The sequence below is a fragment of the Holdemania massiliensis genome (assembly GCF_022440805.1).
Classification (GTDB): Bacteria; Bacillota_I; Bacilli_A; order Erysipelotrichales; family Erysipelotrichaceae; genus Holdemania; species Holdemania massiliensis_A.
The window spans coordinates 1,062,834-1,082,828 of record NZ_JAKNTK010000001.1; the positions used below are offsets into that span (position 1 = coordinate 1,062,834).

At 47.5% G+C, this 19,995-nt stretch carries 24 protein-coding genes; all 24 read left to right on the forward strand.

What is annotated here, in order from left to right; genetic code table 11:
- The first annotated feature begins 10 nt into the window (after positions 1–10).
- The 24 genes from MCG46_RS04835 to MCG46_RS04945 all read left to right on the forward strand — a co-directional run bounded on the left by MCG46_RS04835 (position 11) and on the right by MCG46_RS04945 (position 19,988).
- Positions 11–403 (forward strand): hypothetical protein, encoded by a 393-nt coding sequence (locus tag MCG46_RS04835; RefSeq protein ID WP_240278150.1) that lies wholly within the window; start codon positions 11–13, stop codon positions 401–403.
- The gene (locus MCG46_RS04840) at positions 403–1,557 is read left to right on the forward strand and encodes a DUF2800 domain-containing protein (RefSeq protein WP_240278152.1); all 1,155 of its coding nucleotides are present in this window, start codon (positions 403–405) and stop codon (positions 1,555–1,557) included. Before MCG46_RS04835 ends, MCG46_RS04840 begins: the two co-directional genes overlap by 1 nt.
- 4 nt (positions 1,558–1,561) lie before the next feature.
- Positions 1,562–2,128 (forward strand): DUF2815 family protein, encoded by a 567-nt coding sequence (locus MCG46_RS04845; RefSeq protein ID WP_240278154.1) that lies wholly within the window; start codon positions 1,562–1,564, stop codon positions 2,126–2,128.
- Positions 2,129–2,139: 11 nt separating this feature from the next.
- A complete protein-coding gene (locus tag MCG46_RS04850; protein WP_240278156.1) occupies positions 2,140–4,071 on the forward strand; it encodes a DNA polymerase in 1,932 nt (643 codons plus the stop codon).
- Between the two features lie 13 nt (positions 4,072–4,084).
- Positions 4,085–4,663 (forward strand): hypothetical protein, encoded by a 579-nt coding sequence (locus MCG46_RS04855; RefSeq protein WP_240278158.1) that lies wholly within the window; start codon positions 4,085–4,087, stop codon positions 4,661–4,663.
- On the forward strand, positions 4,657–7,041 hold the full coding sequence (locus MCG46_RS04860) for a virulence-associated E family protein (protein WP_240278160.1): 2,385 nt from the start codon (positions 4,657–4,659) through the stop codon (positions 7,039–7,041). The genes MCG46_RS04855 and MCG46_RS04860 overlap by 7 nt, the downstream gene beginning before the upstream one ends.
- Before the next feature lie 282 nt (positions 7,042–7,323).
- Positions 7,324–7,665, forward strand: coding sequence for a VRR-NUC domain-containing protein (locus MCG46_RS04865; RefSeq protein ID WP_240278162.1), 342 nt, complete (start codon positions 7,324–7,326; stop codon positions 7,663–7,665).
- Positions 7,655–9,031, forward strand: coding sequence for a DEAD/DEAH box helicase (locus MCG46_RS04870; protein WP_240278164.1), 1,377 nt, complete (start codon positions 7,655–7,657; stop codon positions 9,029–9,031). Before MCG46_RS04865 ends, MCG46_RS04870 begins: the two co-directional genes overlap by 11 nt.
- A gap of 2 nt (positions 9,032–9,033) precedes the next feature.
- Entirely contained in the window at positions 9,034–9,261 is a 228-nt protein-coding gene (locus MCG46_RS04875; protein WP_240278165.1) for a hypothetical protein, read from the forward strand.
- Positions 9,262–9,331: 70 nt separating this feature from the next.
- A complete protein-coding gene (locus MCG46_RS04880; protein WP_240278166.1) occupies positions 9,332–9,535 on the forward strand; it encodes a hypothetical protein in 204 nt (67 codons plus the stop codon).
- 18 nt (positions 9,536–9,553) lie between these two features.
- A complete protein-coding gene (locus MCG46_RS04885; protein ID WP_240278167.1) occupies positions 9,554–9,982 on the forward strand; it encodes a sigma factor-like helix-turn-helix DNA-binding protein in 429 nt (142 codons plus the stop codon).
- 463 nt (positions 9,983–10,445) lie between these two features.
- Entirely contained in the window at positions 10,446–11,156 is a 711-nt protein-coding gene (gene terS / locus MCG46_RS04890; protein WP_240278168.1) for a phage terminase small subunit, read from the forward strand.
- Positions 11,113–12,465 carry a PBSX family phage terminase large subunit gene (locus tag MCG46_RS04895; RefSeq protein ID WP_240278169.1) on the forward strand — a complete coding sequence of 451 codons (1,353 nt, stop codon included), beginning with the start codon at positions 11,113–11,115 and terminating at the stop codon, positions 12,463–12,465. Before terS ends, MCG46_RS04895 begins: the two co-directional genes overlap by 44 nt.
- Before the next feature lie 4 nt (positions 12,466–12,469).
- Positions 12,470–13,849: a phage portal protein gene (locus MCG46_RS04900; protein ID WP_240278170.1), complete on the forward strand. Its 1,380-nt coding sequence runs from the start codon at positions 12,470–12,472 to the stop codon at positions 13,847–13,849.
- Positions 13,850–13,852: 3 nt separating this feature from the next.
- Entirely contained in the window at positions 13,853–14,983 is a 1,131-nt protein-coding gene (locus MCG46_RS04905; protein ID WP_240278172.1) for a phage minor capsid protein, read from the forward strand.
- Complete coding sequence (locus MCG46_RS04910) at positions 14,980–15,699, forward strand: hypothetical protein (protein WP_240278174.1); 720 nt, start codon at positions 14,980–14,982, stop codon at positions 15,697–15,699. The genes MCG46_RS04905 and MCG46_RS04910 overlap by 4 nt, the downstream gene beginning before the upstream one ends.
- A gap of 216 nt (positions 15,700–15,915) precedes the next feature.
- Positions 15,916–16,338, forward strand: a complete 423-nt coding sequence (locus MCG46_RS04915) for an HD domain-containing protein (RefSeq protein ID WP_240278175.1) — start codon at positions 15,916–15,918, stop codon at positions 16,336–16,338.
- 283 nt (positions 16,339–16,621) lie between these two features.
- The gene (locus MCG46_RS04920) at positions 16,622–17,131 is read left to right on the forward strand and encodes a phage scaffolding protein (RefSeq protein WP_240278178.1); all 510 of its coding nucleotides are present in this window, start codon (positions 16,622–16,624) and stop codon (positions 17,129–17,131) included.
- Between the two features lie 15 nt (positions 17,132–17,146).
- Positions 17,147–18,244 (forward strand): P22 phage major capsid protein family protein, encoded by a 1,098-nt coding sequence (locus MCG46_RS04925; RefSeq protein ID WP_240278180.1) that lies wholly within the window; start codon positions 17,147–17,149, stop codon positions 18,242–18,244.
- A 4-nt stretch (positions 18,245–18,248) separates the two neighbouring features.
- Positions 18,249–18,647 carry a hypothetical protein gene (locus MCG46_RS04930; RefSeq protein ID WP_240278182.1) on the forward strand — a complete coding sequence of 133 codons (399 nt, stop codon included), beginning with the start codon at positions 18,249–18,251 and terminating at the stop codon, positions 18,645–18,647.
- Positions 18,644–18,766 (forward strand): hypothetical protein, encoded by a 123-nt coding sequence (locus MCG46_RS19430; RefSeq protein WP_275890952.1) that lies wholly within the window; start codon positions 18,644–18,646, stop codon positions 18,764–18,766. The genes MCG46_RS04930 and MCG46_RS19430 overlap by 4 nt, the downstream gene beginning before the upstream one ends.
- An 11-nt stretch (positions 18,767–18,777) precedes the next feature.
- The gene (locus MCG46_RS04935; RefSeq protein WP_240278184.1) at positions 18,778–19,098 is read left to right on the forward strand and encodes a DUF6751 family protein; all 321 of its coding nucleotides are present in this window, start codon (positions 18,778–18,780) and stop codon (positions 19,096–19,098) included.
- A 3-nt stretch (positions 19,099–19,101) separates the two neighbouring features.
- Positions 19,102–19,563 (forward strand): minor capsid protein, encoded by a 462-nt coding sequence (locus tag MCG46_RS04940; protein WP_240278189.1) that lies wholly within the window; start codon positions 19,102–19,104, stop codon positions 19,561–19,563.
- Positions 19,560–19,988: a hypothetical protein gene (locus MCG46_RS04945; RefSeq protein WP_240278190.1), complete on the forward strand. Its 429-nt coding sequence runs from the start codon at positions 19,560–19,562 to the stop codon at positions 19,986–19,988. Before MCG46_RS04940 ends, MCG46_RS04945 begins: the two co-directional genes overlap by 4 nt.
- Positions 19,989–19,995 lie beyond the last annotated feature (7 nt).

Genomic DNA, 19,995 nt, shown 5'->3' on the forward strand with positions numbered 1-19,995 from the left:
GGAATGGAAGATGGAAGTAAAAGTAACACTCGAAGCCGGTCAGTCGCTGATTGACCTGGTCAACACACTGCTGCAGGGCTTATCTCGGCAGACAATCACGTCCGTACCAACTGAAAAGAAGACAAAAAAGCAGCCTAAGCCAGAGCCGGCTTCGGCCCCGGAACCGATAGCAGAACCAGAGCTGGAAACCACAGAGGCGCCTGCAGAACAATGGACAACCAATGAAGAGCTGGTCGAGATTGACTATACCAAACTGAGAGCCGTGATCAGATCGCTAGCGGCGCAAAAGCGTGCTGGAGGTAAAGATCCAAACACGCTGATTAGAAAATACGGTGGCGAAAAGTTGTCGGGTGTTAAGGATATCGATCTTCCTGCTCTTAAAAGAGATCTTGAGGCGTTGTAATGTCCGCGGTAATCAATCACATAGCACGGGCACACGCTGTCCTTAGCGCGTCAGCGGCAGATCGGTGGATGCACTGTCCACCCTCGGCCAGACTCGCAGAGCAGTATCCACAGACTTCCAGCAGTTACGCTGCAGAGGGTACTCGGGCGCATGAAATTGCCGAGCAGTGTCTGCGGGCGTTTAAAGACGGACAGCCAGAGCCCATTTATGAGGGCGATGACTTGCGGATCCGTGGAGAGCTGCAGGCTTATATAGACGGGATTATCGAGACCTACAACGCTGAGCTGGCGATCCACCCAGACACGACCCTGATCCTGGAATCTAAGGTAGATTTTAGCCAATATGTGCCGGATGGATTTGGTACAGCCGACGTGATCATTATGGCAGGCAGCCGGATGTACGTTATTGATCTGAAGTTTGGCCAGGGTGTTGAGGTTAACGCTCAAGGCAATCCACAGCTTCGACTATACGGCTTGGGTGCCTATCATCTCTACGAGGATCTGTACGACATCACCCATATCATGCTCGAGATTCGACAGCCACGCAAAGACCATTACAGCTGTGATTTTATGACAGTGGAGGATCTGATCCAGTGGGGCAACGAGGTCGTTAAACCGACAGCTGATATCGCGTATGAGGGCAAGGGTGAGTTTGCATGTGGCGATTGGTGTAGATTCTGCCCAGTCAAAAACTGCAAGCACCGAGCGGCAGTCAATCAAAAACTGATCGAGGATCATCCAGATCCTGCGGCGCTCAACAAAAAAGAGCTCGGCGTAATTCTGCAGCAGCTTGGCCAGGTTAAGTCTTGGATGGATACACTCACCAGCTACGCCACGGATCAAATATTGAGCGGTGAGCAGATCCCAGGCTGGAAGCTCGTTGAAGGTCGCAGCATACGCAAATATGTCGACGAGGACAAGGTGGTTAATAAATTACGGGCAGAAGACTATGCAGACGCAATTATCTTTGAAAAGAAACTGCTTGGGATTACTGCCATGGAAAAAGCACTTGGCAAGAAAGTATTTAATGAACTGATCGGCGATCTGGTCGTTAAGCCAGCCGGTGCACCAACGTTGGCTCCGGAGTCAGACAAACGTAAAGAGTATAACTGGCAACAACGACTAATTGATGAAATGGAAATTGAGGAGGAATAAAACCATGTCAGCAAAAGAAAAAAAAGCTACAGTAACAATTGGACCAGTGAGATTAAGTTATGAACATATCTGGGAGCCGTTCGCCTTCAAAGAAGGAGATGAACCGAAATACTCAGCTTCTTTGATTATAAAAAAGAGTGATAAAGAAAATCTAGCAAAGGTTAAGGAGGCGATGGAGGCAGCTATTCTAAAAGGGATCAATTCGTGCTACAGTGGGGGAAAACGTCCGAAAAAATTAGAGTTAGCATTACGCGATGGCGATGTTGATAGGGATGAAGACGAAGCTTATGCTGGCGCTATGTATATCAACGCTAAATCATCAGTTAAGTACAGACCTTTTGTGGTCGATAAACGCAAGGCTCCTATATCTGATGAAGAAAAAGTTTATTCGGGGTGTTATGTGCAGGCGAGTGTTACTTTTTACCCATATGAAAATAGCGGAAATACAGGTGTTGGCTGTTCCCTAAATGGAATTATGAAGTGGGAAGATGGAGAAAAGCTAGCAAATTCAATATCAGCCGATGAGGCCTTTGCAGATATCGAAGTAGATGACGATGACCTCTTTGACTAGAGGTGATCACCATGCGTCAGCTGTCTATCGACATTGAGACCTACAGCAGTATTGACATCAAACTGGGCGTTTACAGATATGTAGACGCCCCTGATTTTCAAATATTATTGTTCGCTTATGCGTTCGATGATGGCCCTGTCGAGCTGATCGATCTGGCATGCGGTGAGGAGTTGCCGGCGGAGGTCTTGCAGGCTCTAACGGATAAGACAGTTCTCAAAAAAGCGTATAACGCACAATTTGAGCGAGTGTGCATCGGTAAGTACCTGGGCATGCAGCTCGATGTAAAGCAGTGGTGGTGTACGATGGCTCACGCCGCCCAGCTGGGTCTGCCTGGCCGCCTGGGCGATGTCGCTGCGTTGCTTAAGCTAGAGCAGCAAAAGGACAAAGCTGGCACGCTGCTGATCAACTATTTTAGTAAGCCATGCAAGCCGACTAAGGCTAATGGAGAGCGGACTCGCAACTACCCCTGTCACGACATGGATAAATGGGATTTGTTTCGTAAGTATTGCAAGCAAGACGTAGAGACGGAGCGTGCGATCGGCAAATACCTAGAGCAGTTCCCGCCACTACAAAATGAGCTGCTTATTTATCGTGAGGATCAGCGGATCAATGATCGTGGGATCCGGATCGATATGGATCTGGTTGATGCCGTGCTGGAGTATAACGACGCTCACGCCTCTGATTTGCTAGATCAATCGGCGGAGATCACCGGTCTTGCCAATGCCAACAGTCGAGATCAGCTGCTGTCCTGGATCCAAGCGCAGGGAGTCGATATCCCGGATATCCGTAAGGAGACTCTGGAGGCATTGCTGGAGACTGAGATCCTGGATCCTGTGCGTACCGTGATCAGCAATCGTTTAGAGACTGGCAAGGCATCCGTCAAAAAGTATCAAATGTTAAAAGACGCCACAGCTGCTGATGGACGAATCCATGGCACGCTGCAGTATTACGGTGCTAACCGTACCGGCAGATGGGCCGGCAGGTTGGTACAAGTGCAGAATCTGACTAAAAACTATTTACCAGAGATCGATGCCATTCGTACTTTGGTTAAGCGTAAAGACTTTGACACGCTGGAGATGCTCTACCCTTCCATGTCTGACATTTTTTCTCAACTTGTCCGTACAACCTTTACCGCCAAAGAGGGTTATACCTTTGCGATCGCGGATTACAGCGCAATCGAGGCGAGGGTGATCGCTTGGTTGGCGGGGGAGGACTGGGTCTGCGAGGTATTTAAGCATGATGGTGACATCTATAAGCAGACGGCCTCTAAGATGTTTGGGATCCCGATTAATCAGATTGACAAGCCATTACGGCAGCGTGGCAAGGTATCTACTTTAGCGCTTGGCTATCAAGGTGGTACTGGTGCGCTGATCGCAATGGGCGCTCTCAAGATGGGTGTACCTGAGGAGGATTTGCCTAAGCTGGTCAAAGCCTGGCGCAAAGCCAATCCTCATATTGTGCGGCTTTGGCATGACGTGGATGACAGAGTACGGGTCTGTTTGAAAAATCGTTCTGAGTTTAATCTGCACCACGGTGTCCACTTTAAGTTTGAAAAAGGATACCTGTTTATCCAACTGCCTTCCGGTCGCCGGCTCACTTACCTGCAGCCGCGTGTGACTGATGAGGGTAAGATCCAGTATCAGGGCATGGAGCAAGGCAAGCGTGTTTGGGGTGTTAAAGATACATACGGTGGTAAATTGGTCGAAAACATTGTCCAGGCGATCGCGCGGGACTGTCTGGCGGAGGCCATGCTCAAAGTGGCAGCTGCCGGGTACGAGATTTGTTTTCATATCCACGATGAATTGATCGTCGAGGTACCTAAGCAAGACGCCGATCAGCACCTGGCTGTGATCCGCAAGTTGATGGGATCGCAGCTTGCCTGGGCGCCTGATCTCTACCTGACAGCTGCAGGATATACGTCAGATTACTACTTAAAGGATTGAGGAGGGATAAAAAGTGAAGAGCAAAGAGATGCTACATTTTGGTGTAGACCTTGGTTGGTTACTTAATTTTTACCTGACGCGCCAGTATGAAAAAAGGACCAAGGAAGGTAAAGATCAGATATATAAGTCTGTTTATATCTACCCGCTGTGGAATTTGATTCAAGAAATGGACAGCGAACAATTGAAGTCCAGCCTTGATAAATATTTTGAGGAAGAACTATCTATCTCGAGCGGCGAAGTAAACCTTACACCAGAAATTTTAGAATTATGGGCAGTCTGGCAGATGAATAAGTTTGAAAGTAGAGATATAGAAATCAAAGATGTTGAATACAAAAAAGCCTTAATTAGGAGCTCAGGATCTTATGTTCATGACAAAAAAACTGGAGAATATGTTGCCTGCGAATTCGGCGACCATGCAAATGCAGTAAGACAGATTATATGTCAGGTATTTGAAGTTATAGACCCATTCGATGCGCCAAGCCGCTGGCCAGAATTCGATGAATATATCAAGTCAAACTTAGAATTGAAGGGAGCATATTTTTCTAAAAATCATTACCTCATGGGGCGAGGGAGAAGTGATCCGCGATGTTGAAAATAGCAACCGGCGCAAGCCGAAAAGCAAAAAAGTGGAAAAATATCGAGATCAGCTGGAGTGGCCTCTGTGCCAAATTGTCAGAGACTTATCGCACACGGGAGACGATGGCGGAGTACGCCAAGCTCAAAAAGCCTGGTCAAGACGAGATCAAAGACGTCGGCGGGTTTGTCGGCGGATGGCTCGCACAGGGGCAGCGTAAGAGCGATACCGTAATCTGTCGCACTGTCCTTACTCTTGACGTGGATAACGCGCTGCCGAGCTTTTGGGATGATCTGACACTGCTTAATGACTATGCCTGCTGCATCTACTCGACGCATAAGCATAAGCCTGAGTCACCACGAGTTCGGCTGATCATCCCGCTGGCCCGGGAGGTCAGCGCCGAGGAGTACGAGGCGATCGCTCGTTGGGTGGCCAAGGAGCTTGGCATCGATCAGTTTGATGATACGACCTATCAGGCAAGCCGACTGATGTACTGGCCAAGCACCAGCAAGGATGGAGAGTTTATCTTTAACCAGCAGGATGGTCCTTATTTGGATCCTGATGCCGTCTTAGCCAATTATCCAGACTGGTACGACGTGAGCTTTTGGCCGCAGTCGTCCAGAGTCACGGAGATCGTCCACAAGCAGGCCAAGCGCCAAGGAGATCCTCTGACTAAGGAGGGATTGATAGGTGCCTTTTGCCGCACATACAGCATAGATGCGGCTATTGAGACATTTTTAAATGATGTCTACTTGCCATGCAGCATCCCCAATCGGTACACCTATGCCGGTGGGTCTACGGCAGCGGGGCTGGTGTTGTATGATGACAAGTTTGCCTACAGCAATCACGGTACAGATCCGGCATCAGGCAAGCTGTGCAATGCGTTTGACCTGGTAAGGATCCACAAGTTTGGCGAGTTGGACGATGACGCTAAGGTGGACACGCCAGCCAATAAGTTACCATCTTATGTGGCGATGACAGACTTCGCCGCTGCAGATCCTGAGACGCGCAAGACACTGCAGGAGGATCGCCTGGCGGAGGCTGCCATTGACTTTGCGGATATCGCTGATCTGGATTCAGAGGATAAGGACTGGGTCAAGGAGTTGGATGTTGACCGTAAAGGCAATATCCTGCCGACCAGTGATAACTTTTTAAGGATCATGCGTAAAGATAAGCTATTAGCCAATCTGGGTGGCTATAACGAGTTTAACCATCGGCCAGAGGTGTCTGGCTCCTTACCCTGGACAAAAGAACGTGACAGCAAGTCCTGGACGGATACAGACGACGCCGGGCTGCGGCATTACATCGAGACCGTCTATAAGATCACTGGCGCCGGTAAATGCGCGGATGCGCTAGCATTAGTCCATGAGGCCAATAAATTCCATCCAGTCCGAGATTATCTTGATCCATTGGAGTGGGATGGTATCCCGCGACTGGATACACTGTTTATTGATTATCTGGGCGCTGAGGACTGTGAGTACATCCGCCAAGTTACGCGCAAGGCGTTTACCGCAGCGGTGGCACGGATCTATCAGCCAGGCTGTAAGTTTGATTACATGGCTACCCTAAACGGGATCCAGGGCATCGGTAAATCAACTCTGATCAAAAAGATGGGTGATCCGTGGTACAGTGACACGATTACCACGGTCAGCGGCAAAGAGGCTTACGAGGCATTGCAGGGCGTTTGGCTGCTGGAGATGTCCGAGCTAACAGCAACACGTAAAGCCGATGTTGAGGCGGTAAAGCAGTTTATTAGCAAGCAGGAGGATACCTACCGGATGGCCTATGCTAAGAGGACAGTCAGTTATCCCCGGCAGTGCGTATTCTTCGGGACAACTAATGACACCGAGTTCCTACGAGATCGTACTGGTAACCGCAGATTCTGGGTCATTGAGGTGGGCAAGTATCCGCGGTCAAAGAGTGTATTTGATGACCTCGATCGAGATGAGGTTGCGCAAATATGGGCGGAAGCTAAGCACCGGTATCGACAAAAAGAAGAGCTATACCTGAGTGGAGATATAGAAAAAGAAGCGCTGAAAAGGCAGCAAGAACACACAGAGTCTAATGCCAAGACTGGGTTGATTGAGGAATATTTGGAGAAGTTGCTTCCTGAAAACTGGGCGCAAATGGATCTATACCAGCGACGTAATTTCTTAAAGGGCGATGAGTTTACGAGTCCCGGAGAAGGCAAGGTACTGCGTCAGCGTGTCTGTGCGTTAGAGATCTGGTGTGAGCTGTTCGATGGTGATCTTAAAGGGCTGACCAATTCTCAATCGCGTGAAATCAACGATATCCTGAGAGGTGTTCAGGGGTGGCAACCCATCGGTAAATTGGTTAAGTTCGGCAAACTATATGGACCCCAAAGAGGATTCACGAGAGTTAAAAGCGAGGGGTAACAAACTGGGTAATCAAGGTAACAATTATTAAATCTGTTACCGCGTAAAGGTAACAAAAGTAACAGAATTTTAATGGCTGTTACCCCTAACTGTTACCGAAAAAAAGACTTATACAAAAGGGTAAAACAGTAAAAGGTAACAAAGGTAACAATTATTATCCTATGTAGATATATATGATAATTAGGAGTACACATATACACCTGGGTACACCTAATACGCATATACCTACGCGCGTGCGCGCGTGTTACCTGTTACCTTTTGGCAAAAAGGAGGATGATGAGCATGGCGACGGACATCGCCAGAAGAAACAGTAAGCCACATGCTACACCTGAAAGGCAGGTTGAAGAGTATTTAGTCAAGCGGGTGAAAAGTTTAGGCGGGATCGCAAGAAAACTCACTTGTCCGGATGCGTCGGGCATGCCGGACAGGATGGTAATACTGAAAGGTCAGATCTGCTTCGTAGAGCTTAAACGACCTAAAGGTGGCCGGCTGAGTGACACGCAGAAGTGGCGAATTCAGGAATTGAAGCAGCAGGAGATGAAAACCTATGTCCTCAAAAACAAAGAAGAGATCGACCAGCTAATCGAATGTTTGAAAAGACGGGAGCTTCCTGATGAGATATAAGCCACATCAATATCAGGCCATCGCCGAGCAGTACGCATTAGATCATCCCCGGTGTGGCTTGTTTTTGGACATGGGGCTGGGTAAGACGGTGATCACACTGACAGTAATCGATAAACTGATATACGACTATTTCGAGGTTACCAAAGGCCGCGTCTTGGTCATCGCGCCGCTACGAGTAGCTGAGGATACGTGGAGTCGGGAGTCCAGTAAGTGGGATCATCTGCAGCATCTGCGTATAAGCAAAGTGCTTGGCTCCGCAAAACGACGATTGGAAGCACTCAGCACTCCGGCAGACCTTTACATCATCAACCGGGATAACGTTGTCTGGCTGATCCAGATATTCGGTAATCAATGGCCGTTTGACATGGTGGTCGTGGATGAGCTGAGCAGCTTCAAGAATCCAAAATCGCAAAGATTCAAAGCCCTAAAAAAGCTGTCGCCGTTGTTTAAGCGCTTTGTCGGCTTAACTGGTACGCCGGCGCCGCGGAATCTGATGGATCTGTGGTCAGAACTTTACCTGATCGATCGCGGCGAGCGATTAGGCAAAACGATGAGGGCTTATCAGCAGCGATACTTTGTCCCAGGTCGGCGCAACGGTTACGTCGTCTATGACTACATCCCTATCGACGGCGCTGAGCGGCAAATCTATGATCGGATCAGCGACGTCTGCATGAGTATGACGGCCGCTGACTGGCTGCAGCTGCCAGATCGTATCGATCTGACCCGAGAGATCCAGCTGCCGACGTCCGTGATGGCCGCCTACAGGCGCTTTGAACGTGAAAAATACCTTGAACTCATGGATGGTGATAATCCGCTCTTAGCGGCCAATGCGGGCGTCTTGGCGGGCAAGCTGACGCAGTTCAGTAACGGTGCAGTTTACTTGGAAGATCACAGCTGGCAGCCGATCCACGATTGCAAGCTGGATGAGTTGGAGCAGCTGATCGAGGAGGCTAATGGCCAGTCGGTTATGGTATTCTACAACTTCAAGCATGATTTTCAGAGGTTGATAGATCGCTTTGCAGCTTATGAGCCGCGAATGATAAAAAACGCTGACGATATCGCGGATTGGAATGCTGGCAAGATCCAATTGCTGCTTGCTCATCCAGCGAGTATGGGGCACGGGCTCAACCTGCAGGATGGCGGCCATATCGTTATCTGGTTCGGCCTTACATGGGACTTGGAGATCTACCAGCAGGCTAATGCCCGGCTGCATCGGCAGGGCCAGCAGCAGTCTGTACGGATCTATCACATTATTTGCAAAGGTACCGTTGATGAGGACATCCTGCGACGGCTGCAGACTAAGGATGCAAACCAACAAGCCCTGATTGATGCGGTCAAGGCGCGTGTGGAGAGATTGGAGGAGTGACTATGCAGGAGACTTACTTTGTCTTGGAGGTGCAGAACTTCCACGAAAACTACAAAATCCAGCTGACCAAGGCTGGATGGGACGGGTTAACTAAGCAAGAGCGGACGCGGTTGATCAAGATGGCTGGTGGCAGGATCCGGGATGCCAAAGGATGGATCCACGGTAAGCAGGATCTTAGCACATATCATCAAGCCGTTAAACGTATGGCGGCGCTTAGGGGGTCAAAATGATCCCCGCGCTGCTCGCCGTCGCATTTGTGGTGATTGTGTTGTTGTTGGATCGGATGGGAGATGATCGGTGATGCGCAACCTGGATAAGTATGCCGCGGCCTTGTGTAAGCAGTTTAGCCGAGAAAATCCGTGTGTCCTAAATGCGCATAACGACTGTGAGGAATGTGCTTTATTAGGTATCTGCTCTAATCCTGATAAGCTGATGGCGTTTATGATGCAGCCAGCTGATGAGGATGATCAGCAGCTCCTGCGAGATCCACAAGGGACAGAGTAGACGACTGGAGGGATAGCGGTGGATGAGAGGATCAAACGGACAAAAGATAAGCTGCGAGTGTACGGATCATACTCAAGAGATATCCATAAAGTTTGGCTACAGCTTGAGCGGATCAATGGTGCGATGTTTTGGCATCAAGACTGGCCTGAGCAGGCAGCTAAAGAGCTAGGCATAAAAGGCACAGACAACAAGCACCCACCAGGTCAGCAGCTCTGCGTGCAAAAGACTGCCCTTGAAGCACAGTTAAAGCAGTTAAGAGCTGCAAGGTCTGCTTTAGGACTGGACGCTTGGCTTGACAGTTTAAGCCAGGATGACCGGCAGATCATCAGGTTAGTGTACGAGGATGAGATGACACAGCAAGAGGTGGCTCCAAGAGTTAATTTAACAAGATCGGGTGTCAGAAATAGAATCGACACAATTTGTAAAAAAAGGACCGCGGGCCGTTGACTTTTGTGGTACTATACGCGTGTAAGATGCCAGTGGGTATCTGGGATCAGCACAAGAATTGTTGACCTGGTTAATTATGTATGGGATTATTATAAGGGGTCGTAGTTTACGAGTGAGAACGCAGAGTATAACTAAATAAAAGCATTAATGCTGCGAGACAGACTAAGCAATGCTAATCGTGAGCGTATTAATGGAGTTATATCTGAGGCGACGGTTGAAATCCGTCCGCCCTGTCAATTTAATATTTTGAGCAGCCTCACTAAAAGGTTGCTTTTTCTTTGGCTTTCAGCCGGTTTTTCTCCTTCCTGGCTGGATGCGGCAGGCATATAAAAAACCTCTTGTTTAATCTCCCTTTCCCCCTTGACACATAGCCTGCAAACTCACAGCCCTGCGTAACGCCTTGCGGGGTTTTAATTTACACAATGACGCATTGACATAAAAAAATGAAAGGAGGTGCCACGATGTGCCGAAGAAACCCGATCCACGTATAGAGATAGCGAAGGAACTGTATCTGCAGGGCATGAAGCTGGTTGAGATTGCAAGTCAACTAGAACTCCCTGAAGGTACAGTTCGGCGCTGGAAATGTACGCACAAGTGGGATAACGAGCGTTCGGATAAAAATCAAGCGAACGTTCGGAAAAAACGAGGCGGACAGCCTGGCAATCACAATGCAACGGGACCGCCAGGAAATCAAAATGCAAGAAAGCATGGCCTCTTTGCAAGATATGTGCAGCCAGACATCAGAGAGATCATGGAAGACGTTAAAAAGAAGGATAAAATGGAATTGCTGATGGAAGCGATTGAGTTTTGGTACTCAAAGATTATCAAAGCTCAGCAGATTATGTATGTCGAAGATCATAAGGCAATGACAAGAGAAGTTGTTGTTGAAGGAGCTGAATCAACTGCCTATGATATTCAATACGCGTGGGACAAACAGGCTACAGAGATCAAAGCCCTATCCCGTGCATTTTCAGAACTTCGCGGTTTACTCAAAACTTATGATGAGCTGTCAAAAAGTGAGCAAGCAAAAGAAGAACGGGAGCAGCGCATTCAGCTTATTAAGGCACAGGTTAAAAAGATTCAAGAAGATCCTGAGAATAGTAAATCCGGCAGCAAGGTGGTGATCGTCAATGACCTCGACCAAGTCGAATCAGAAGATCGTCAAGCTGAGTAATGTCATCATCCCTAAGTATTATTCCACCTTCAACGACACGAGCTATGTTCACAAGATTTTTACATCAGGACGTGCCGGTACGAAGTCGAGCCGTGGCGCCTTGCGGGCGGTTTATAAGATTGTATCCGACGGTGACTGCGCTGTAGTCATCATCCGCAAGTTTCACAACAAGTTGCGTAAGACAGTTTACAAAGAAGTCCTGCGGGCGATCCGGCGGTTGGAATTGGATAAATCCGATTTTAAGATCACAGCCAGTCCTATGGAGATCAAATATCTGCCTAATGGTAATACGATTTACTTTACTGGATCTGATTCGATCGATGATACCAAGGGTATGATCGATGAAGAAAAGCCGATCAAGCTGGTCGAGGTGGATGAAGTGACGGAATTCTTCGATAAGGGAGAAGGCGAAGATGAACTGATGAATATTGAAGCTACCTTTGTGCGAGGCAATGATGATGAGTTTTGCATGGAGTATTACTTCAATCCGCCGAAGAATCAGAAAGCACCAGTGATGGTCTGGCTGGATAAGATGAAGCAGCGCAGCGATGCAATCCACATTCATACTGATTACCGAGATGTGCCGGTAAAATGGCTCGGTCAGAAGCTGATCGACTCCGCACTCGAATTACTAAAGAATGATGAGAAGATGTACCGCTGGCTGTGGCTAGGAGAATGTACAGGTCTGGATGATGTTATTTACTACATGTTTAATCCGGATAAGCACGTCGCGGATGCAACGGCAACGCAGCTGCAGCACATTACAATTTCGGGGATTGGCGTGGACTACGGCCAAATGAATGCCACAACCTTTCAGGCTTTTGGATTGGACTATGTTGATCGCTGTGTTCGGGGATTGGGCGAGTATTATCACTCTGGTCGGGATTCTGGGCAGCAGCGCAGCCCCAGCGAGTATGCGAAAGATTTCAAAGACTTCAAGGCGAAGATTGAGGATAAGCTGGGAAAGCCGATAACCTTCGTTTTTATCGATCCCTCGGCGAAAGGATTGGCAGAGGAAATAAAACGAGTATGCCCAGAAGTTGTGATCAAAAATCCGGACAATACCGTGAACCTAGGCATTGACCGAGTAAAGAAGCTGCTGAGTTATCTGCGGCTTTTTATTTGCACTGAGCAACGGTACCTCAATGATGAGATGTATCTGTATATGTGGGATATGGACAGTGTTGATAGAGGTGTCGAGAAGCCAATTAAGACCAACGATCACTGTCAGGACGCGCTGCGCTATTTCGTAATGGGAGTTTGGCAGTATATCCGGCAGATGCTGCCGATGATTACAGAGGAGGATTGAACTCATGACAAACGATGTCATTGACGGTTTTTTAGAAAAATTAGGATACCCGGTTGCCATGTCTGGAAAGCATCGACAGCTAATGAAGGAATGGCATGAGTGGTACCGGGGGAAGGTCGATTCATTCCACAATTACACGGTTTACAACGGTTTTGAGAATGTGGACTGTGAGAAGCTGACATTGGGCATGGCCAAGCGATCCGCAGAAGACTGGGCGGATCTGCTGCTGAATGAAAAGGTTGAAATCATGACAGGGGCACAAGAAGAATTGAATACGATCTTAGAAGCGAACAATTTTCGCGATCGTGCTAATCAGCTGATCGAGTTGGCGTTTGCGTTGGGTACCGGCGCTTTTGTCGCTTATGCCTCTCCGTCTCGGACCGATCGACCAGTAACGATCAATTACATCAACGGTTTAATGATCCGACCACTTAAGATCGAAAATGGCGAGATTGTGGACTGTGCTTTTGCCAGTCAGCTGAATCAGGATGAGTATTACATCTCACTGCATACCCGCCAGCCGGACGGATCATATCGTATCGAGAATATCGTGTTCAGCGAGAAGTCAGGACAGTATTCAGTGAAGAATCTTCCGGGTGGTGTAAAACCAATTGTAAAGAGTCCAGTAAAATTGTTCTGGATTGTGAAACCGAACTTGGTCAACAACATTGAATTGGATGAAGCGATGGGTCTGTCCGTCTACGCCAATGCTGTGGATGAAATGAAAGATGTTGATACGAAGTATGACAGCTATGAAAATGAATTTGTCCTGGGTAGAAAACGGATTTTCGTACGAGGGGATACAGTCCAGGTCAATATCGGACCTGACGGCAAACCTCGCCCAGCCTTTGATACAAAGGACACTGTTTTCTATGCCATTCCGATGGAAGATAAAGAGGCTAAACCGATTCAGGAAACCGATTCAAAGCTGCGAGTTGAGGAGCATGACCGCGGGCTGCAGACGGCGCTGAACCTTTTTGGTGATAAGGTTGGCTTCGGTGCGGATCACTATGTTTTTCGAGATGGTAAGGTCTATACCAACGAGGCCCAAGTCATCAGTACCAATTCCAAGATGTACCGACGTCTTAAAAAGCATGAGCTGCAGCTTGAACCGGCGTTGATCGGTTTAGCGCAATCGGTCCTTTATCTGCTTACGGGAAAGCCATATACCGCTGACGTGTCTGTCAACTTTGATGACTCCATCATTGAGGATACAGCAGAGAAGAAGCGGCAGGCGCTGCTCGAATTCAATGCCGGATTGATTGATGCAGTCGAGTATTTTAAACTAACACGCAATATGGATCAGTCCGCTGCGGAGAAATTTGTGCAGGAAATTGAAGCACGGAAGCCGGAAGTTGAGGAAGAACCGGGACCCGAGGAATAAACCATGCTGACGGATGAGGAAATCAACTACCTGAATCGCGAGATCCTCGCGATCTATCAGGACATGGAGCTGGATCTGATCATTGATATCGCTCGACGGTTTGACACCTACGAAAAGATCGGCGGGTCTTTGGAATGGCATCTGAAAAAACTGGATGAGTTGGGATCTTTAAACCGGGAAACGATGAAGATCATCGCTCAGTATTCAACACGATCAGAAAAAGCGATCCGGAAAATGCTCAAAGAAGCTTCCTTTGCGAACTTCGACAAAAGAACACTAAACAAAGCGGGGATTGATCTAGAAACGATGATGCAAAGTCCGGCAATGGCTGCGACTTTTGAACACAGTTATCAGGAGCTTAAAGAGAGTTTTAAGATGATTCAGACGGCAGCCCAGGAGAGCGTCCGGCAATCCTACATGACCATCCTCAATACGGCTTATTTAGAGACCGCCAGCGGCGTTTACAGCTATAGTCAGTCGATCAGCCGATCAATCCAGAAAATGGCGGATAAGGGAATCTACGGAGCTACCTATAAGCGAATAAATCCGCTTACAGGTGAAGAAAAGATCATTCATTACTCGATTGAAGCTGCAGTGCGTAGGGATACGCTGACGGCAGTCCATCAGACGGCAAACCGGGCAGTTCTGGCAGCCGCAGAGGATAACGGTGTCAACGTTTTAGAGATTTCCAGTCATCTTGGAGCCAGGGTAAGTGATACGAACCCAATCGCCAATCATGCAGGCTGGCAGGGAAAGGTTTACCTAATTGAAGGAAACAGTGAGGAGTATCCGAACTTTGCGGAAACAACGGGTTACGGAGATATTCAAGGCTTCGCGGGTGTGAATTGTCGACATCGTGCTTTCCTTTTTTGGCCAGGGATTTCTAAGCCTGGACAAGCGCAAATTGATCTGCAGGAGAATCGAGAACGTCGGGAACTGCTGGATCAGCAGCGAGCGATGGAGCGAACCATCCGGCAATACAAGCGGCGCCGTGCAGCTGCAGAACAGTGCAATGATCTGGAAGGCTTTAAAAAAGCAACTTTGAAAGTGAAAGAAAAGCAGAAGCAACTCATCGAGTTCTGTGATGAACACAATCTGCAGCGGGAATTTGAAAGGGAGCAAATCGCATCATGAAGAAATACGATGAAGCAGAAGGAGTCTGGCGGACAGTTGGGGGTCGCCGGATTTTTATTAAGAATGGCCAGAGCTTATCTGAAGCCATGATTGAAAGCGGCAAATTTGCCAAGAAAGATAAATCATCATCGGCATTAGAACAGGGATATGAGACGGCGAGAGCTATGGAGCCTACTATCACTGCTGACTTGTCAGAAATTGTTGAAGAAAGTGGTGGAGAACTAACCGGTCTGGAATTCCGTTTAAAGACGAAAGAAAGTCTTGAACGTAAAGTTTTATCCGACATGAAACTTACAGGGTTATCCAAAGAAGAGACACTGAATTATCTTTATGATGTAGTTCGTTACACTTCTTTATTTAACAGCGATTCTCTAGTTCCGGGATATCAAAGGATTGTTGAGAAACTCAGAGAAAAAGGCTATAATATACTTAGGGTCAAGAATACCATGGGGAAAGAATCCGCAAGCTATTGGGGCATTAATACCGTGGTTGAAAATCCTAAAGGATATAGGTTTGAGCTGCAGTTTCACACACCGCAAAGTTTCCAAGTTAAGCAGGAATTGAATCATTCTCTATATGAGGAGCAAAGAAGTTCTAACGTCTCTAGACAAAGATTTAAGGAGCTAGAAGAACAAATGCTATCAAACAACAGGATGATTAAAGTTCCGACAAATGTTTCAGATATTAAAAGTTTTGATAAATTAAAGAAAGGGTGATTGTAGTGATAAAATACATGTACGAAAACGCTCTTGATGATATCAATACTACCAGAATCTTAATCAGAAGAGTCGATGGAGGTTTTTTTGAGAGATGGGACCATCAGAAAAAAGACTGGATTAAGGATAACGATTTGGCGCGAATAAATATAGGTGAAATGTTTGTCGATGACTGCACCGAAGAAGAGGCGAATCAGATTATTGAGAGGTTTATGCATGAGCATGATGCTTGAGCTTGCCTTGAAGGTTGCAACAGAGGCGCATAAAGGTCAAAAGGATAAAGGCGGACGAGATTATATCAATCATCCTCTGACCGTAGCATCTATGTGTGAATCAGATGAAGAAAAGATTGTGGCTTTGCTTCATGACGTAATTGAAGATACGGATGTAACTCTCGAAGATCTAAAAAAATACGGTTTCAGTAGTAAAATTTTAGAGGCAATCGATTGCATTACGAAGCAACCTGGAGTTTCCTATGATGAATACCTTAGGAAGATAAAAAATAACGAATTGGCAAGAAAAGTTAAAATTGCTGATATGACGCATAATTCTGATATTTCAAGGATTCTGGATCCAACAAGCAAGGATTATGCAAGAGTTGAAAAGTATAAAGAGAAGATACAATATTTGATGAATTAAGCACGGTCAATGTATCGTGCTTTTTCTATGCCATGACAAAAAAGAATAGGTTGAGACTCTCCGCCAATGAGGGGCAGACAACCTCAACCTATTCATTTATAGTTTAGCAAAAAGCAGTAAAAAGGCAATGTTTTATGATGATTACATGATTGCGCATCATGTTTTCTATGTCCTGGACATGACAAAAAACTGTCCTTTTCTCGTGTCCCGACAACGATAGGATCGGGTAACCAGTTTGATCACACGCGGACGCGACCGCGACACCAAGCGAAGGAGGAAGAACATGGCGAAGAAAAAGAAAAGCTTTCGGGAATTTTTGAAAGGGTTAGAGTTAGAAGACGACACCGTGGATACCATCATGGCTGAGTTCGGCGCTCAGACTACTGTGAATCTCGAAAGAATCACCGAACTGGAAGGACAGATCAGCGGAAGTGCGGACCTGCAGACGAAGCTGACGGCCTTGCAGACCCAATACGACAACGATACCAAAGCTCTTAAATTAGCAAACACAAAGAACAGTGCGGTTTTCCGCAAATTCGCAGGATTAGGCAAAGCGGCAGATCTACTGATGGCCAAAGTGGATCTGGATAAGATCATCGTGGACAACGACGGAAAGATCACCGGCGGTCTGGATGATCAGTATGAATCGCTTACCAATGAGTATAAGGACATCCTTGGCAGCGGATCAGGCTCCGGGGACGGCGGACTGCCGAATGGTACGACACCGCCGGCTGGTAAAAATCCGGAAGAAATGACGATGGAAGAGTACATTGCGTATCGAAGCAAACTTTAAAGGAGGGCTATTTGCATGCCAAATACATTTTTAACACCTCAGATCATCGCGCGGGAAGCGTTGATGGTGCTGGAAAACAACCTGGTTATGGCGAACCTTGTTCACCGTGACTATTCCGACGAATTTGTAAAAGTAGGCGATACTGTCACCGCGCGGAAGCCGGCAAAATTCGTTTCTCACAACTTCACTGGCGCAGTCATCGTGCAGGATGCCGTCGAAGATGGGGTACCAGTAAAACTGGATCGTCACCGTGACGTGACCTTTGCCGTGACCTCGACACAGATGACATTGGACATCAAGAATTTCAGCGAGCAGCTGATCACTCCTGCCATGTCTGCCATCGCACAGTCCGTGGATGAAGACCTGCTGAATGAAGTGGCTAACATCAAGAATGTTGTTCAAGGCACAACGAAACCGACAAATTTGGAAGACATCGCAATGATCAGTAAAAAGCTGGACATCAACAAAGTGCCGATGCAGCAGCGTCGCTTGGTCTTAAATCCGGAACACAAGTACCGCTATGCCTTAACTGATAACCTGTCTAAAGTCGCATATGCCGGCACTGGTGAAACGTTGCGGAATGCGGAGCTGGGCAGAATCTACACGCTGGACACCTACATGGATCAGAACGCACCATATTCAATGGCAGAAACACCGGGTTCAGCGACTGCGCTGAAAGTCACAGGCTCTAAAGATGCAAAGACTGTGTCTTTGTCTGGGATTACCGCAGCGACCGCAACGATCAAAAAGGGCGACGGATTTATTTTAGACGGCCGCATGTATCGCGCGACCGAGGATAAGACAGCAGCCGCTGGCGCAATTGAGTCTTTATCGGTTGACATGCCGTTACTGAAAGAATATACGGCTGCAGATGCCTACATCGTGAATAAAGTTCACTCGTTGGCGTTCCACCGCAATGCGATCGCGATGGTTAGCCGGCCTCTGGCTCTGCCGCTGGGCAATAAAAATGCGGCGATCGTTTCACACAATGGTTTGGGCGTCCGCGTCGTCTATGGATATGATATCACGACTAAAACGGATACCATTTCGCTGGATATTCTGTACGGCATCAAGACGCTGGACGAGACAATGGCTGTCAAGCTGATCGGCTGATCCTATGCTGAAAAGCTATGCGACATTCAGCGATTACGTCACAAACTTTCTAGGCACTTTCATCAAGGATGAAGAAAGCTTTGATCGGTATTGCGTTCAGGCAAGTCAGGCTATCCGCAAGCGTACCTTCGGGCGGTCTGACTTACCGCAGTACCAAAGTCTGGACGAACTTGTGATGTGCGCTTGCGCTCTTTGTGATCTGCTTTGTAAAGAAGCAGCAGAAGCAACGGCTTCGGGAAAACGAATCACCGCAGAAACCGTGGGGGATCACTCACAGAGCTATCAGCTGCAGTCAAAGCAAGATCGTAATGAGGAGCAGGAAAGAATGATTCAGACTTGGTTGGGAATGACTGGCATGTTGTATGCAGGAATTGGAACTGTGGAATATGGAGGCAAATTGTGAAAGTAGAAAAGAACAATAAAGTCATTGTGATCAATGATAAACTGAAGGACCGATATTTAAAAGATCTCGGATATACCGAGGTCAAAGAACCCAAGAAAGAAACACAGAAACAGAACTGAGGTGATGACCGATGTTTCCTCACACAATAACTGTTTATCGGCATCAAGACGATGACAGTTATTCGCGGACGGTGATCCACGGTGTTTACTGGTATGGATCCCGGTCGCGGACAAAATCGAATAAAGGGGTGGATCAGGATGCCGCGGTGACGGTGATCATCCCTTTTCTTGACGCTGACGTCCAGCCAGGTGACCTGATTGTAAAGAGTGAATGGAAAACGGTCCGAAGTAAAGCTGAACTGGAAGACGTCAAAGAGTGGATCACCGCAGAGTCAGTATCGGAACACGATGTTGGCAGCGAACTTGACGGGATCACCGTGAAGGGGAGCTGACTGATGGCACAGATTTATTTTGACATTGATATCCATCTGGCTGGAACGGAGGCTTTGCTGCGGGGATTAAATCTGGAACAAGGCGGAAAAGCTCAAAAGTTTTTTACTTCTGAGATCATCCGGCTATCAGATAAGTATGTGCCTTTTCGCACTGGTGTTTTGAAGAACAGCGTTCATCCTGAGCCGGATTACAGTGCGATTCTCTATACAACACCTTATGCCAGATATCACTGGTTCGGCAAGCTAATGGTGGATCCCATTACCGGTAAGGGATCCTTTTTTGACGCGCAGGAAGGTCTACACTGGTCAAGACCCAACACGCAGAAGGTTCTCACCGATCGGGATATGCAATACCAGGGAGCACCCCTGCGCGGACCTTTTTGGACAGAGCGGATGTGGGAAACGGAAGGCGATCAGATCCTGGAATCAACCCGCTTATTTATTGAAAGGAATGCAAATCTATGACGATAATTAAAGCGATTCGAACCTACTTATCTGAATGTCCTATGCTTTTAAACTTGGGAAGTCGGGTGAAAATCGATTTTCTGCAGGAAAAAGGAAAGTCAGTATCCATCGAACCCCTGCCCGTGAATCCGATTGTCAGTAACTATATCGGAGGCGGAGGAGAAAGGCAGTACGCTTTTGCTGTAGCCATAAAGTTCCCGTATTCCGACGAAGCGGCAATGAATGTAGAAAACAGCAGCTTTTTTGAAGAGTTCGCGGATTGGCTGGAAGAACAGAGCGATCTGGATCACCTGCCGGATCTAGGCGAAGGAAGACAAGCGACAAAGATTGAGGTAACCAGCAATGGTTATCTTTTTGGAATTACGCAAGATATGAAATACGGCCGGTACCAAATTCAGTGTCGGCTGCTCTATGAAATAGAATAGGAGAGAG

Coding starts and splice junctions, on each gene's coding strand:
- MCG46_RS04835 (WP_240278150.1), top strand. CDS start 11: ATGGAAGTAAAAGTAACACTCGAAGCCGGTCAGTCGCTGATTGACCTG.
- MCG46_RS04840 (WP_240278152.1), top strand. CDS start 403: ATGTCCGCGGTAATCAATCACATAGCACGGGCACACGCTGTCCTTAGC.
- MCG46_RS04845 (WP_240278154.1), top strand. CDS start 1,562: ATGTCAGCAAAAGAAAAAAAAGCTACAGTAACAATTGGACCAGTGAGA.
- MCG46_RS04850 (WP_240278156.1), top strand. CDS start 2,140: ATGCGTCAGCTGTCTATCGACATTGAGACCTACAGCAGTATTGACATC.
- MCG46_RS04860 (WP_240278160.1), top strand. CDS start 4,657: ATGTTGAAAATAGCAACCGGCGCAAGCCGAAAAGCAAAAAAGTGGAAA.
- MCG46_RS04865 (WP_240278162.1), top strand. CDS start 7,324: ATGGCGACGGACATCGCCAGAAGAAACAGTAAGCCACATGCTACACCT.
- MCG46_RS04870 (WP_240278164.1), top strand. CDS start 7,655: ATGAGATATAAGCCACATCAATATCAGGCCATCGCCGAGCAGTACGCA.
- MCG46_RS04875 (WP_240278165.1), top strand. CDS start 9,034: ATGCAGGAGACTTACTTTGTCTTGGAGGTGCAGAACTTCCACGAAAAC.
- MCG46_RS04880 (WP_240278166.1), top strand. CDS start 9,332: ATGCGCAACCTGGATAAGTATGCCGCGGCCTTGTGTAAGCAGTTTAGC.
- MCG46_RS04895 (WP_240278169.1), top strand. CDS start 11,113: ATGACCTCGACCAAGTCGAATCAGAAGATCGTCAAGCTGAGTAATGTC.
- MCG46_RS04900 (WP_240278170.1), top strand. CDS start 12,470: ATGACAAACGATGTCATTGACGGTTTTTTAGAAAAATTAGGATACCCG.
- MCG46_RS04905 (WP_240278172.1), top strand. CDS start 13,853: ATGCTGACGGATGAGGAAATCAACTACCTGAATCGCGAGATCCTCGCG.
- MCG46_RS04910 (WP_240278174.1), top strand. CDS start 14,980: ATGAAGAAATACGATGAAGCAGAAGGAGTCTGGCGGACAGTTGGGGGT.
- MCG46_RS04915 (WP_240278175.1), top strand. CDS start 15,916: ATGAGCATGATGCTTGAGCTTGCCTTGAAGGTTGCAACAGAGGCGCAT.
- MCG46_RS04920 (WP_240278178.1), top strand. CDS start 16,622: ATGGCGAAGAAAAAGAAAAGCTTTCGGGAATTTTTGAAAGGGTTAGAG.
- MCG46_RS04925 (WP_240278180.1), top strand. CDS start 17,147: ATGCCAAATACATTTTTAACACCTCAGATCATCGCGCGGGAAGCGTTG.
- MCG46_RS04930 (WP_240278182.1), top strand. CDS start 18,249: ATGCTGAAAAGCTATGCGACATTCAGCGATTACGTCACAAACTTTCTA.
- MCG46_RS04935 (WP_240278184.1), top strand. CDS start 18,778: ATGTTTCCTCACACAATAACTGTTTATCGGCATCAAGACGATGACAGT.
- MCG46_RS04940 (WP_240278189.1), top strand. CDS start 19,102: ATGGCACAGATTTATTTTGACATTGATATCCATCTGGCTGGAACGGAG.
- MCG46_RS04945 (WP_240278190.1), top strand. CDS start 19,560: ATGACGATAATTAAAGCGATTCGAACCTACTTATCTGAATGTCCTATG.